This is a genomic window from Streptomyces sp. NPDC036764, from assembly GCF_055609385.1.
This window is the reverse complement of sequence record NZ_JBVJPT010000019.1, coordinates 82803-95971: the sequence shown is the minus strand read 5'-3', so window position 1 is coordinate 95971 and position 13169 is coordinate 82803. Positions and strand designations below refer to the sequence as shown.

The following is a 13169-nucleotide window of genomic DNA, read 5'->3' as shown; positions in this document are numbered from 1 at the left end:
AGCACACCTCGTCAGTCGCCGTCCCCGGAACCGGCAGCCGGAAGGTCCGGGTCCGCGGCGAACAGGTCCTCGGCCCGCTCGACCGTACGGGACCGCTCCAGCCAGGCGTGCATGCGATCGAGGTCGGTGCAGGTGGTGATGCGCTCACGCACACCGTCCGGTACGGGGATGCCACGAACCTCCAGCACGAGCAGAATCCCCTTCGCCTCGCCCCTGGCCTCACCCTTGGCCTCGCCGTCGGCCTTGCCTTCAAGGTAGGCCGTCTCACGGACCGTGCCCCGACCGGGGAAGTAGCTGACGAACGTCGACATGATTGCCTTCCATTTTCGATTCCCGCCCCTGGTCAGCGGCTGCCACCCCCACAGATCCGAACAGGCCCGAACCAGCGCCGGCCCTCGCCCCTCCTCGGCCTCCCCGAGCTTCCCCAACTCGGCGACCCGAAGTCGGCTCACTCCACGGTCACCGACTTGGCCAGGTTGCGCGGCTGATCCACCTCGTTCCCCCGGGCCGTGGCCAGCTCGCACGCGAAGACCTGAAGCGGCACCGTCGCCACCATCGGCTGAAGCAGGGTCGGAGTCGCCGGGATGCGGATCAGGTGGTCGGCGTACGGCACCACCGCCTCGTCGCCCTCCTCCGCGATCACGATCGTCCGCGCACCCCTCGCCCGGATCTCCTGCATGTTGGACACGATCTTGTCGTGCAGAACCGAGCGTCCCCGGGGCGAGGGCACCACGACCACGACCGGCAGATCGTCCTCGATGAGGGCGATGGGACCGTGCTTCAACTCCCCCGCCGCGAAGCCCTCGGCATGCATATAGGCGAGTTCCTTGAGCTTGAGCGCCCCTTCGAGAGCGACCGGATACCCCACGTGCCGCCCCAGGAACAGCACCGTGTTCTTGTGGGCGAGCGACCGCGCCAGCTCTCGCACCGGCTCCATGGTCTCCAGGACCCGTTCGACCTGCCCGCCGATCTGCGCCAGGTCCCGGACCACGACGTGGATCTCGTCCCCCCACTTGGTGCCCCGGGCCTGCCCCAGATACAGGGCGACCAGATAGCAGGCCACTAGCTGCGTCAGGAACGCCTTCGTCGAGGCGACCGCGACCTCGGGCCCGGCGTGCGTGTACAGCACCGCGTCCGACTCGCGCGGGATGGTCGACCCGTTGGTGTTGCAGATCGCCAGCACCTTCGCGCCCTGCTCACGGGCGTGCCGCAGCGCCATGAGGGTGTCCATCGTCTCGCCGGACTGGGAGATCGCGATGACGAGGGTCTGCTGGTCGAGGATCGGATCCCGGTACCGGAACTCGCTGGCCAGCTCGACCTCGCACGGGATCCGCGTCCAGTGCTCGATGGCGTACTTGGCGATCAGCCCGGCGTGGAAGGCCGTACCGCAGGCGACGATCACGACCTTGTCGACCTCGCGCAGCTCGGAGGCGCTGATCCGCACCTCGTCCAGCGTCAGCGAGCCGGCCGCGTCGATGCGCCCCAGCAGCGTGTCGGCGACCGCCTTGGGCTGCTCGGCGATCTCCTTGAGCATGAAGTAGTCGTAGCCGCCCTTCTCCGCGGCCGAGGCGTCCCAGTCGACGTGGTACGACCGCACATCCGCCGGCCGTCCGTCGAACCCGGTGACGGTCACGCCGTCCCGCCGCAGCTCCACGACCTGGTCCTGCCCGAGCTCGATCGCCGACCGCGTGTGGTCGATGAACGCGGCGACGTCAGAGGCGAGAAAGGCCTCGCCCTCCCCGACGCCCACCACGAGCGGCGAGTTCCGCCGCGCCCCGACCACCACGTCGGGCTCATCCGAGTGCACCGCGACCAGCGTGAACGCCCCCTCCAGCCGCCGGCACACCAGCCGCATGGCCTCCGCGAGGTCGGCACTGGCGGAGAACTCCTCGGCCAGCAGATGCGCGACGACCTCGGTGTCCGTCTCGGACGCCAGCACATGCCCGCGCTCCGCCAACTCGGCCCGCAGCAAGGCGAAGTTCTCGATGATCCCGTTGTGCACGACGGCGACGCGCCCGGCGTTGTCGAGATGCGGATGGGCGTTGCCGTCGGTCGGCCCGCCGTGCGTGGCCCAGCGCGTGTGCCCGATCCCCGTGGTCCCGGTCGGCAACGGCCGCTCGACCAGCTCCTTCTCCAGATTCCCGAGCTTCCCGGCCTTCTTGGCCCCGGCCAGCCCCCCGTCCGCCAGCACGGCGACCCCCGCCGAGTCGTACCCCCGGTACTCCAGCCGCTTGAGTCCGGCCACCACGATCTCAAGCGCCGACTGCGACCCCACGTATCCCACGATTCCGCACATGCGCGGCAGCCTACGACCGAACTCCGCTCAAAAACCGCCGAAGCGTGCCCGATTTCGGAAATTCCTACGGCGGTACGAACACCCGAACCGGCACTTCCCGCCCCGTCGACAGATCGTCGCCCTCAGGTCTTCGCCCGATAGGCCCGCATGGCCAGCGGATAGAACACCACTGCGATCCCCGCCGCCCACACCAGCGACCACAGCACCGGCTCGGCCACCGGCCCGCCCAGCAGCAACCCCCGGAACGCGTCCGACAGATGCGTCACCGGGTTCACGTCGCTCCATGCCTGGAGCCACCCCGGCATGGTGTCCACCATGACGAACGCGCTGCTGGTGAAGGTGATCGGGAAGATGATCGTGAAGGCGAACGCCTGCACCTTCTCCGCGTCGCCGGCCAGCATCCCGATCAGCACCGCGCCCCAGGACACCGCCGCCGCGAACACGATCACCAGCAGCGACCCGAGCAGGAACCCGTCCAGTCCCCCGGTGACCCGGAAGCCGAGCAGCAGGCCGAGGCCGATCATCAGCAGCAGGGCCCAGAGGTGCTTGGCGAGGTCCGCGGTGATGCGGCCGATGAGCGGGGCGGAGCGGGCGATCGGCAGGCTGCGCAGTCGGTCGAAGACGCCCTTGGTGAGGTCGGTGTTCAGGGCCATGGCCGTGTACATCGTCATGAACAACGTGTTCTGGACGATGATCCCCGGCAGCGCGTACTTCAGGTACGCCTCCGGCGACCCGGCCATCTGCCCGCCCAGCACATAGGTGAACAGGAACACGAACATGATCGGCGTGATGCTGTAGTCGACCAGTTCCAGCGGGTTGTGCTTCACCGCGACCAGACTGCGCCAGGCCATCGTGCAGGTCTGCCGCAGCCCGTCCAGCGGGCGCACCCGGCCCGACTTGGTGACCGGCGCCGTGACGGTCGTGGCGGCGGCGGTCATGACCGGCTCACCGCCTTCTCCCGTTCGCCCTCGCCGTCCGGGGCCACCGCCCCGCGACTCCCGTCGCGGCCTGCTTCCCCGTCGCCGTCCGCGTCCGCATGCCCGTCGCCCTCCGGCCCGCCGGGCTCGGCCCGGTGCCCGGTCAGGGCCAGGAACACCTCGTCGAGCGAGGAGCGCCGCAGCGCGAGCTCGCCCACCGCGATGCCCTCGCGGTCGAGCGTGCGCACGACGGCCGGCATCAGCTCGGGGTCCTTCACCGGCGCGGTGACCGTCTCGCCCTCGATCTGGGTCTGCGGCCCCGCCGCCTCGGCCACGAGCGCGTGCACCCGCGCGAGATCATCCGCCAGCACCGGCCGCAGCTCCAGCACCTGCCCGCCGACCTGCGACTTCAGCTCGTCGGGCGTGCCCTCGGCGATCACCCGGCCCTTGTCGATCACCACGATGTCGTCGGCGAGCACATCGGCCTCGTTCAGATACTGCGTGGTCAGCAGGGCCGTCGCACCGTCCGCGACCAGCCCCCGCAGCAGGTCCCACAGCTCACCGCGGCTGTGCGGGTCGAGGCCGGTGGTCGGCTCGTCGAGGAAGAGGATGCTGGGCCGGCCCACCAGGCTGGCCGCCAGGTCCAGACGCCTGCGCATACCCCCGGAGTACGTCTTCGCGGCCCGCCCGGCCGCGTCCGCCAGTTGGAACCGCTCCAGCAGCTCGGCGGCCCGCGCCCGCGCCTCCCGGCGGGGCAGCCCCAGCAGACGCCCGATGAGCAGCAGATTCTCCGTGCCGGTCAGGTTCTCGTCGACCGCCGCGTACTGCCCGGTCAGCCCCACCATGGCCCGTACGACCCCGGCCTCGCGGACCACGTCGTGCCCGGCCACCTGGGCCCTGCCCGCGTCGGGCCGCAGCAGCGTCGCGAAGATCCGCACCGCGGTGGTCTTCCCGGCGCCGTTGGGGCCCAGCAGCCCGAGCACCGAGCCCTTGCGGGCCCCCAGGTCGACACCGGCCAGCGCCTCGGTCTCCTTGAACCGCTTGACCAGGCCTTCCGCCTCTATCGCATACGTCGTCATGGGTCACCCCTCGGGGTTGGTGGACCCCGACCCGGGCCCACCTCTTCCACAACTGTGACGCACGCCACTGACATTCCGCGTCTTGTCCGGATTTCCCCCAAAAGCCATCGCGTGACGGATCCCACCCCGCCGTCTGTTCGTACTCCCGTAACAATGGACTGTGATCTCTCCGGTCTCCTCGATACCCCGGAGCGCCCACCGGCAGCGGCCGGAGGCGACTCCCTACGTCGACCTCACCCGCTCGGAGTGGAGCGCGCTGCGTGACAAGACACCGCTGCCGCTCACGGCGGAGGAGGTCGAAAAGCTGCGCGGTCTCGGCGATGTCATCGACCTCGACGAGGTGCGGGACATCTACCTCCCGCTCTCCCGCCTGCTCAACCTCTACGTCGGCGCCACCGACGGCCTCAGAGGCGCGCTGAACACCTTCCTCGGCGAACAGGGCTCCCAGTCCGGCACCCCGTTCGTCATAGGGGTCGCCGGCTCGGTCGCCGTGGGCAAGTCCACGGTCGCCCGGCTCCTGCAGGCCCTGCTCTCCCGCTGGCCCGAGCACCCGCGCGTCGAACTGGTCACCACCGACGGCTTCCTGCTGCCCACCAAGGAGCTCCAGGCCCGCGGCCTGATGTCGCGCAAGGGCTTCCCCGAGTCCTTCGACCGCCGCGCCCTCACCCGCTTCGTCGCCGACATCAAGGCGGGCAAGGACGAGGTCACGGCCCCCGTCTACTCCCACCTGATCTACGACATCGTCCCGGACCAGCAACTGACCGTGCGCCGCCCCGACATCCTGATCGTCGAGGGCCTCAACGTCCTGCAGCCCGCCCTCCCCGGCAAGGACGGCCGCACCCGGGTCGGCCTCGCCGACTACTTCGACTTCAGCGTGTACGTCGACGCCCGCGCCGAGGACATCGAGCGCTGGTACCTCAACCGCTTCAAGCGACTGCGCGAGACCGCGTTCCAGAACCCCTCCTCGTACTTCCGCAAGTACACCCAGGTGTCCGAGGAGGAGGCCCTCGACTACGCCCGCACGATGTGGCGGACCATCAACAAGCCGAACCTGGTGGAGAACATCGCCCCCACCCGCGGCCGGGCCACCCTCGTCGTCCGCAAGGGCCCGGATCACAAGGTGCAGCGGCTGAGCCTGCGCAAGCTGTGACGGCTAGTCTGCCGCCATGCTGCACCTGCGCCTGATCACACCGTCCGACAGGACGGACGAAGTGGTCCGACTGATCGAGAACACGGTCGGCACCACGCACCTCGTCGTGCTGTCGGGTGCCGCCCGCAACCCTGCCGGGGATGTCGTCACCTGCGACGTGGCACGTGAGGCGGGTGACGAACTCCTCAGCAGGCTCCAGGAGTTGGACCTCGACAAACAGGGGTCCATCGCCGTCGAGAACATCGACCTGTCGCTGTCCAAGCGTGCCGACAAGGCGGAGGCGGAAGCACCGGGCGAGGGCGCGGACGCGGTGCTGTGGGAGCACCTGACGGACGCGACGCACGAGGAGTCGACTCTCTCGGTCACCTATCTCGCCTTCATCACCCTCGCGACGATGATCGCGGCCTGCGGTGTCGTGCTCGACAACGCGATCCTGATCGTGGGAGCAATGGCGGTCGGCCCGGAGTTCGGCCCGCTCGCGGGCATCTGCACGGCCATGGTGCAGCGGGCGCCACGCCTGGCGCTGCGCTCAATGATCGCACTGCTGGTGGGCTTCGCGGTGGCAATGGCGATGACGGTGGGCTTCAGCTACTTCATGGACGCCGTCGGCCTGTTCACCGAAGCCAAACTGGAGGCCGATCGACCCAACACCGGGTTCATCTACGCCCCCGACTGGTTCTCCTTCGTCGTGGCGGTGCTCGCCGGCGCCGCCGGCACCCTCTCCCTGACGTCCGCCAAGTCCGGTGCCCTGGTCGGCGTCGCCATCTCCGTGACGACGGTCCCGGCCGCCGCCAACGCGTCGGTGGCCCTGATCTACGGCGACAACGAGCAGACCTGGCTCTCGACGGGACAGTTGCTTCTGAACCTCCTGGGCATCATCCTGGCAGGCACCCTCACCCTGCTCACCCAGAAGTGGCTGTGGTCGAAGCAACGCCAGCGTAAGAGCGCCGCCTAGAGCAGCGCCCCGACAGGGGCGCGGGGAACTGCGCGAGCAACCACACACAACGGTCGGCCCGCGACGAACAGAAACCCCCCGCCCCAACCCGGCACGGCCAACTACCCCAGCGCGGACTTCACGGCATCGGCCAGCCGCCCCGCCACGGACCGCGCCTGATCGATGTCCGCGGCCTCGACCATCACCCGGACCAGCGGCTCCGTACCCGAAGACCGCAGCAACACCCGCCCGGTGGACCCGAGTTCCCGCTCGGCCTCGGTGACCGCCGACGCCAGCTCCGCCGAGGTCTTCACCCGCGACTTGTCCACGTCCGGCACATTGATCAGCACCTGCGGCAGCCGCTCCATCACGGACACGAGGTCCTTGAGCGTACGACCGGTCTGCGCGACCCTCGCCGCCAGCAGAAGCCCGGTCAGCGTGCCGTCGCCGGTGGTGGCGTGGTCGAGGATGATGACGTGCCCGGACTGTTCGCCGCCCAGGGCGAACCCGCGCTCCTTCATCTCCTCCAGCACATACCGGTCACCGACCGCGGTCTGCACCAGCGCGATGCCCTCACGCTCCATGGCGAGCTTGAACCCGAGGTTGGACATCACGGTCGCCACGACCGTCTCGGACCGCAGCTCGGACCGCTCCCTCATCGCGAGCGCGAGCACGGCGAGGATCTGGTCGCCGTCCACTTCCTCGCCGGTGTGGTCCACGGCGAGGCAGCGGTCGGCGTCACCGTCGTGCGCGATGCCGAGGTCGGCCCCGTGCTCCACCACCGCGGCCTTCAGCTTGTCCAGATGCGTGGACCCGCAGCCGTCGTTGATGTTGAGCCCGTCCGGCTCGGCCCCGATCGTGACGATCTCGGCCCCGGCCCGCGTGAACGCCTCCGGCGAGACACCCGCGGCCGCGCCGTGCGCCTCGTCGAGGACGACCTTCAGCCCCTCCAGCCGGTTGGGCAGCACCCGCAGAAGGTGGCCGACGTACTCGCTGAACCCCGCCTCGTACGACCGCACCCGCCCGACCCCGGAACCCGTCGGACGCTCCCACGGCTCGCCGTGCCGGTGCGACTCGTAGACCGCCTCGATCCTGTCCTCCAGCTCGTCGGCGAGCTTGTGGCCGCCGCGGGCGAAGAACTTGATGCCGTTGTCCGGCATGGCGTTGTGGCTGGCGGAGAGCATGACGCCGAGGTCGGCGCCGAGCGAGCCCGTGAGGTACGCCACCGCCGGCGTCGGCAGTACACCGACGCGCAGGACGTCCACGCCGGCGCTCGCGAGGCCCGCGACCACGGCGGCCTCCAGGAACTCCCCGGACGCGCGCGGGTCCCGTCCGACCACCGCAGTCGGCCGGTGGCCCTCGAAGGTGCCCGCCTCGGCCAGTACGTGCGCCGCCGCCACGGAGAGACCGAGCGCCATCTCGGCCGTCAGATCCGCGTTGGCGACACCACGCACGCCGTCCGTGCCGAAGAGTCGTCCCACTTGTCCTCCTGAGGAAACATCAGTTCCGGTTGCGGAGCCGGCGCTCGCTGTGCCACGTGCCGCCGGAGGCTCCCGCTTCCAGGCATTCCATGCCTGGGCATCGGATCACACAAGCCTTTGAACGTCTTGTGCCGTTATACGCCCCAGCTCGGGGATAAGACGAACGCCCCGGCGGCACTGTGGCGTGCCGCCGGGGCGTTCGGAGTACCGGAGTACGAGCAGAGGCAGCTTGCGCTTAGCGCTTGCTGTACTGCGGGGCCTTGCGGGCCTTCTTGAGACCGGCCTTCTTGCGCTCGACCGCACGGTCGTCGCGCTTGAGGAAGCCGGCCTTCTTCAGCGGGCCGCGGTTGTTGTCGACGTCGGCCTCGTTCAGCGCACGGGCGACACCGAGACGCAGCGCACCGGCCTGGCCGGAGACACCGCCACCGGCGATGCGGGCGATGACGTCGTAACGGCCCTCGAGCTCGAGAACCTTGAACGGCTCGTTGACTTCCTGCTGGTGCACCTTGTTGGGGAAGTAGTCCTCAAGGGTGCGACCGTTGATCTTCCACTTGCCGGTGCCCGGAACGATCCGGACGCGGGCGATGGCGTTCTTGCGACGGCCCAGGCCGGCGGCCGGCTGGGGCTCACCGAAGCGCGAGGCGAGGGACTCGGAGGTGTACTCGCCCTCCACCGGAACCTCGGACTCGGTGGTGTAGCTGTCGATGTCGATGTTCTCGACGTTCTCGTCGAGCGGCTGCTCGGCAGTGGTCTCGGCCACGATTCTCCTCAGATTCTCTTCAGTCTTAGGGGGTGGCCGGACTTACTGCGCGACCTGGGTGATCTCGTACGGCTGCGGCTGCTGCGCGCCGTGCGGGTGCTGGTCACCCTTGTAGACCTTCAGCTTCGAGAGCATCTGACGGCCCAGCGTGTTCTTGGGGAGCATGCCCTTGACGGCCTTCTCGATGGCCTTCTCGGGGTTCTTGTCGAGCAGCTCGTCGTAACGGACGGAGCGCAGACCACCCGGGTAGCCGGAGTGGCGGTACGCCATCTTCTGGGTCCGCTTGTTGCCGGAGAGGTGCACCTTGTCGGCGTTGATGATGATGACGAAGTCACCGGTGTCGACGTGAGGGGCGTAGATCGGCTTGTGCTTGCCCCGCAGGAGGGACGCCGCAGTGGTGGCGAGACGACCCAGGACGATGTCCTGAGCGTCGATGACGTGCCACTGGCGCGTCACATCGCCGGGCTTGGGGCTGTACGTACGCACGGTTCGTAGCCTTCGCTTCGAGTGAATGGTCCTGACAAGGTCACCGAAACGATCACGACAGCCTGGACCGCACTGCGGCGACGCATACCGCGTACGTGGGGTCGCTGGTCATATCGGCCCGGTGGACCGGTGTAAGGGCCCGTCCCGTGAGAATGAGCAAGCCAATACACAACGAACATGCAGGATACCTGTGGCGCCACGGCCGGGTCAAAACGGGTTGCCCTCGGACGCCTCCTGCTGTCTCCCCCCAGCGTAACCGCCCCTCGCGGACATCACGGCCATAGGAGCCCGCCCCGGCCCCGCCGAGTGACCGACGTCATCCCTCCGCCCCGCGGCACGACGGCAGTGCGCGGCCAGCGTCACCGTCAGCACACACAGCGTCACCGCGTCCCGGAACGCCCGCCGCGGCCCCGCCTCCAGGTACGGCCAGGTCACTCCCGGCACCTGCGGCACCAGGGCCAGCCAGAACCAGGGCCCCCGAGCCACCGCCCCCTCCTCCAGCACCCCGGCCACCAGCAGCGGCACGACGACCAGCAGATAGTGGTCGTAGGACGGCCGGGACACGAGGAAAGCCGAGAGCATCAGCAGCGCCGCCGTCTCCGCCGGCCGCAGCGGCCCGGCGTCCCCGGCCCGCCAGCGCCGGTACGCACACCCCACCCCCACCGCGGCCATCCCGAACGCGAGCGCCGCAGCCCACACCGCCGGCACCCCCACCCGGGGCAGCACCGCGAGCGGCGACGCCTCATAGAGCCGTACGAAACCGTCGTCGCCCCGCACCAGGAACGGCAGGGTGCGGGTGAGGAACCCGGCCGGATCCGGCAGCAGCAGCGCCGCCCCCGCCGAGGCCGCCACCGGCAGCCCGGCCATCCACGCGAGCCCCCGCCACCGGCGCGCGAACACGAACAGCAACCCCACCGGCGCCAGCAGCGGCTTCAGCGCGACCGCCGCACCGAGCACCGCACCCGCGGCCACCCAGCGCCCCCGCCCCACGAGCAGCACCGCGAGCGGCAGCGCGAGGGCCGCCGTCGCCGTCCAGTTCCCCAGCAGGACGAGATGGGCGAACGGCGCGAAGGCGGCCGCCAGGCCGATCAGGCCGAGGGCCGCGAAGCGGCTGCGCAGCGCGACACCGTGCAGGCGCAGCGCGCAGGCCCAGCCCCCCACCAGGCATCCGGTCACCGCCACCGGCACCAGCACGCTCAGCACACCGCGCGGAACCAGCGCCCAGGGAGCCGCCGCGACCACCGCGCTCGGCAGATAGAGGAAGTGGGGGTCGTCATACGGCGATCCGCCGGCCAGCCACACCCGTGCCGCCCGCACGACGATCGCGTTGTCCATCCCTCCGCCCGAGGTCACCCGGGCCGTGCGCGCCACGAGGGCCCCCAGCACGACCCCGAGCACCACCCACAGATGCCACGAGGCCCGTCGCACCAACCACCCGGAGATGTCGCTTTTGTGCTCGCTCATCGACTGAACGCTAGGTGCCTGTGCGCCTCTTGGGGCGGACCGGCACACCTCAGGTCCGTCTAAGATGCGCCCCATGAGCTACGGGCAGCAGGGGGGACCCCAGTCCCAGTGGGATCCCTGGACACCGCATTCCCAGCAGCCGTGGAACGACGGCGCCGATCAGACCCCGGACTGGGCCGCGCTCGCCGAGGCCTCCGAGACCCGCAACAAGCGGCGCCGGCTGCTGTTCATCGGCGGCGGCGCCCTCGCCACCGTCGCGATCGGTGCTGCCGTCGCGGTGGCCGTGGTGTCCTCGAACGGCAGCAACTCCACGAACAAACCGTCTTCTTCGCTGCCCGCGACCGCGGATCTGCCCAGCGAGTCGGGCGCCGCGCCGTCGTTCGCGCCGACGAGCGCTCCGCCGCCGCTGGACCCGAAGGACTTCATCTCCAGCAAGAGCAAGGACACCGCCCCGCTCGGCGTCCAGATCCTCTTCCCGGGCACCCAGCTCACCGTGGGCGGCAAGGTGTACAAGAAGGGCGCGACGGACGACACCAAGAGCTGCTCCGCGGTCACCAAGGGCGGGCTCCCGAAGATCCTCACCACCAGCGACTGCACCCGCTTCATGCGCGTCTCGTACGTGAAGGACGGCATCGCGGTGACGGTGGGGGTGGCGGTCTTCGACACCGCGGCTCAGGCCACCAAGGTCAAGGGCCAGGTGAACACCAAGAAGGACATCATCAGGTCGCTGTCCGGCAAGGGCGTCAAGGACTTCTGCACCTCGTCCGTGTGCCTGTCGACGTCCAACTCCTACGGCCGCTACGCCTACTTCACCATCACCGGCTTCACCAGCGGCAAGGACATGACGGACAAGGACACCGCCGCCTTCCAGGTCAGTGACGAGCTGGAGGAGTTCACCTTCAACCAGATCCTCCGGCGCGGCCAGGCACAGGCGTCGGCGGCGGCCAACGAGTAGGACGGCTGCCGTCCCCGGGCCCGGTGTCCCCGGGCCTGCCGCCCCCCTACAGCCGCTTCGCGCTGCGCAGCGTCTTCGCGTAGTAGCCGTTGCCGTCGAGCCGGGACACACCGCCGACGTCGCCGATGGTGGGCCCGTTGACCTCCTCGCGGCTCGACACGAAGATCAGGTGGCCTTCGGTGTCGTGGCCGAGGACCATGCCGACGTGGTCGAGCCGCTGGCCGGTGCGGGTGTCGAGCTTGAAGAAGACGAGGTCGCCCGGCTGGAGCTGGTCGATCGCTGAGGGCCGGTCCGAGACACCGGCCAGCGGCAGGATGTCGACGCCCACCTTGGAGCGGGCCATGCCGTTGGCGGTACGGGGCAGTCCGTCGCCCGAGGTGTCCGAGGACATCAGGGGGAAGCGCGCCCGGTAGCCCAGCACCATGCGCATGAAGCCGGAGCAGTCGATGGACCGGGCCCGCATGCTCTCCGGCTGCCCGACGGTCCCGTCCCGGAACGGGTACTGCACACCGAGGTAGTCGTAGAAGTCGGACTGCTCCAGGCGCAGGTCGCCGCCCTCGGCCCCGGTCGTGTTGAGCGGACCGAAGTTCGCGTCACCGGCGTAGGCGGTGCCCTGCGCGTCCTTCTTCACCGGTGCGCCCGCCACGTACTGGAAGGCGAACGCGAAGATGTCGTCCTCCTTGCTGTCCTTGTACTCGGCGTACCAGTCCTTGAACCACTTCCTCTGCTCCGCGCCCTTGGCCCAGGGCTCCGGCATCAGCCGCACCCAGTCCGTCGTGCTGACCTTGGACGCGGTCGACGTCGGCTCCTGGAAGGTACGGGCCGGCCCGGTCAGCGTCGCGGTGCGCGCGCCGTCCGTGAACGTGGCCTTGATCTGGCCGTCGGACCCGCGCAGCACGGACCGCGCCGGGTTCTCCAGCCGCGACCAGGTCTCCTTGCCGGTCTCCGTTGCGGCGCCGGTGCTCCGGCCGCCCTCCAGGACACCGACGTTGCGCACCTCGGTGACGCCCTGTTCGTCCTGCTTGCGCAGTTCCAGCGTGAGGTAGCCGGAGGTACCGACGAGCGCCAGCAGCACCAGGCCGGTGACGACGGGCCGCGACTTCTTCTTCCCTGCCATCGAATGCTCCTCGGTTCTCAGACGGTCGGCATGACGCCGAGCAGCAGGCCGGCGGCGACGACGATGTAGGCCATGAGGGAGACGGTGCCGGTGGCCAGCAGTGTGGCCCCCTTGGGCTGGCGCACCATCTGGTAGGCGATCAGGCCCGGCACGATGAAGCCGAGCGTCTGGTTGCCGTACAGCAGCGGGAACTCGAGCGAGAGCACGATCATCACCGTGGCCTGGAGCAGCACGCCCAGCAGCACCACCGCGGCGAACAGCCGCTTGCCGTAAAGGATCACCAGCCGCTGCATGATCTTGGTGCCGCCGTAGGTCAGGGCCGTGACGCCCACGACCATGGCCGCCCGCTGGAGGTCCTCGATGAGGGTGAGCGCGAGCCAGCCGGGCGTGATCATGCCGCCGGGCGACAGGTTGGTCGTCAGATAGCACAGCAGCGAGAAGAACAGGCCTATGGCGATGCCCAGGGCGGCCATCTCGGGTGTCAGGGCAGCGGTGGTCAACGGGGTTCTCCGGACGAGGGGTGCGGGTGC

General features: G+C 69.7%; 13 protein-coding genes. 3 read left to right on the top strand and 10 right to left on the bottom strand.

Annotated features, from left to right (window positions below; all coding sequences use genetic code 11):
• Window positions 1-11: 11 nt before the first annotated feature.
• From ACZ69Q_RS41585 to ACZ69Q_RS41570, 4 genes are all read right to left on the bottom strand, one after another.
• A complete protein-coding gene (locus tag ACZ69Q_RS41585; RefSeq protein WP_471053052.1) occupies window positions 12-311 on the bottom strand; it encodes a hypothetical protein in 300 nt (99 codons plus the stop codon).
• 137 nt (window positions 312-448) lie between these two features.
• Window positions 449-2296: a glutamine--fructose-6-phosphate transaminase (isomerizing) gene (gene glmS, locus ACZ69Q_RS41580; RefSeq protein ID WP_471053049.1), complete on the bottom strand. Its 1848-nt coding sequence runs from the start codon at window positions 2294-2296 to the stop codon at window positions 449-451.
• A gap of 122 nt (window positions 2297-2418) precedes the next feature.
• Window positions 2419-3234 carry an ABC transporter permease gene (locus ACZ69Q_RS41575; RefSeq protein ID WP_471053046.1) on the bottom strand — a complete coding sequence of 272 codons (816 nt, stop codon included), beginning with the start codon at window positions 3232-3234 and terminating at the stop codon, window positions 2419-2421.
• Window positions 3231-4292 carry an ATP-binding cassette domain-containing protein gene (locus ACZ69Q_RS41570; RefSeq protein WP_471053044.1) on the bottom strand — a complete coding sequence of 354 codons (1062 nt, stop codon included), beginning with the start codon at window positions 4290-4292 and terminating at the stop codon, window positions 3231-3233. The genes ACZ69Q_RS41575 and ACZ69Q_RS41570 overlap by 4 nt, the downstream gene beginning before the upstream one ends.
• Before the next feature lie 160 nt (window positions 4293-4452).
• Between ACZ69Q_RS41570 and coaA the strand changes: the two genes are divergently transcribed.
• Together coaA and ACZ69Q_RS41560 are read left to right on the top strand one after the other, a co-directional pair.
• A complete protein-coding gene (gene coaA, locus ACZ69Q_RS41565; protein ID WP_471053041.1) occupies window positions 4453-5442 on the top strand; it encodes a type I pantothenate kinase in 990 nt (329 codons plus the stop codon).
• Window positions 5443-5458: 16 nt separating this feature from the next.
• Complete coding sequence (locus ACZ69Q_RS41560) at window positions 5459-6397, top strand: DUF389 domain-containing protein (RefSeq protein ID WP_471053038.1); 939 nt, start codon at window positions 5459-5461, stop codon at window positions 6395-6397.
• Window positions 6398-6498: 101 nt separating this feature from the next.
• Here ACZ69Q_RS41560 and glmM read toward each other — a convergent pair whose 3' ends face one another.
• The 4 genes from glmM to ACZ69Q_RS41540 all read right to left on the bottom strand — a co-directional run bounded on the left by glmM (window position 6499) and on the right by ACZ69Q_RS41540 (window position 10567).
• A complete protein-coding gene (glmM, locus tag ACZ69Q_RS41555) occupies window positions 6499-7857 on the bottom strand; it encodes a phosphoglucosamine mutase (RefSeq protein WP_471053035.1) in 1359 nt (452 codons plus the stop codon).
• Between the two features lie 235 nt (window positions 7858-8092).
• Window positions 8093-8617 carry a 30S ribosomal protein S9 gene (gene rpsI / locus ACZ69Q_RS41550; RefSeq protein ID WP_190072580.1) on the bottom strand — a complete coding sequence of 175 codons (525 nt, stop codon included), beginning with the start codon at window positions 8615-8617 and terminating at the stop codon, window positions 8093-8095.
• Window positions 8618-8659: 42 nt separating this feature from the next.
• Window positions 8660-9103: a 50S ribosomal protein L13 gene (gene rplM, locus ACZ69Q_RS41545; RefSeq protein ID WP_471053032.1), complete on the bottom strand. Its 444-nt coding sequence runs from the start codon at window positions 9101-9103 to the stop codon at window positions 8660-8662.
• 207 nt (window positions 9104-9310) lie between these two features.
• Window positions 9311-10567 (bottom strand): glycosyltransferase family 87 protein, encoded by a 1257-nt coding sequence (locus ACZ69Q_RS41540; RefSeq protein WP_471053030.1) that lies wholly within the window; start codon window positions 10565-10567, stop codon window positions 9311-9313.
• A 73-nt stretch (window positions 10568-10640) separates the two neighbouring features.
• On the opposite strand from ACZ69Q_RS41540, the gene ACZ69Q_RS41535 reads away from it, so the two are divergent.
• Complete coding sequence (locus ACZ69Q_RS41535; RefSeq protein ID WP_471053027.1) at window positions 10641-11522, top strand: hypothetical protein; 882 nt, start codon at window positions 10641-10643, stop codon at window positions 11520-11522.
• A gap of 46 nt (window positions 11523-11568) precedes the next feature.
• Here ACZ69Q_RS41535 and ACZ69Q_RS41530 read toward each other — a convergent pair whose 3' ends face one another.
• Both ACZ69Q_RS41530 and ACZ69Q_RS41525 read right to left on the bottom strand, forming a co-directional pair.
• Window positions 11569-12639, bottom strand: a complete 1071-nt coding sequence (locus ACZ69Q_RS41530; RefSeq protein WP_471053026.1) for a C40 family peptidase — start codon at window positions 12637-12639, stop codon at window positions 11569-11571.
• A gap of 17 nt (window positions 12640-12656) precedes the next feature.
• Window positions 12657-13139, bottom strand: a complete 483-nt coding sequence (locus ACZ69Q_RS41525) for a poly-gamma-glutamate biosynthesis protein PgsC/CapC (protein WP_030950648.1) — start codon at window positions 13137-13139, stop codon at window positions 12657-12659.
• Between the last annotated feature and the right edge of the window lie 30 nt (window positions 13140-13169).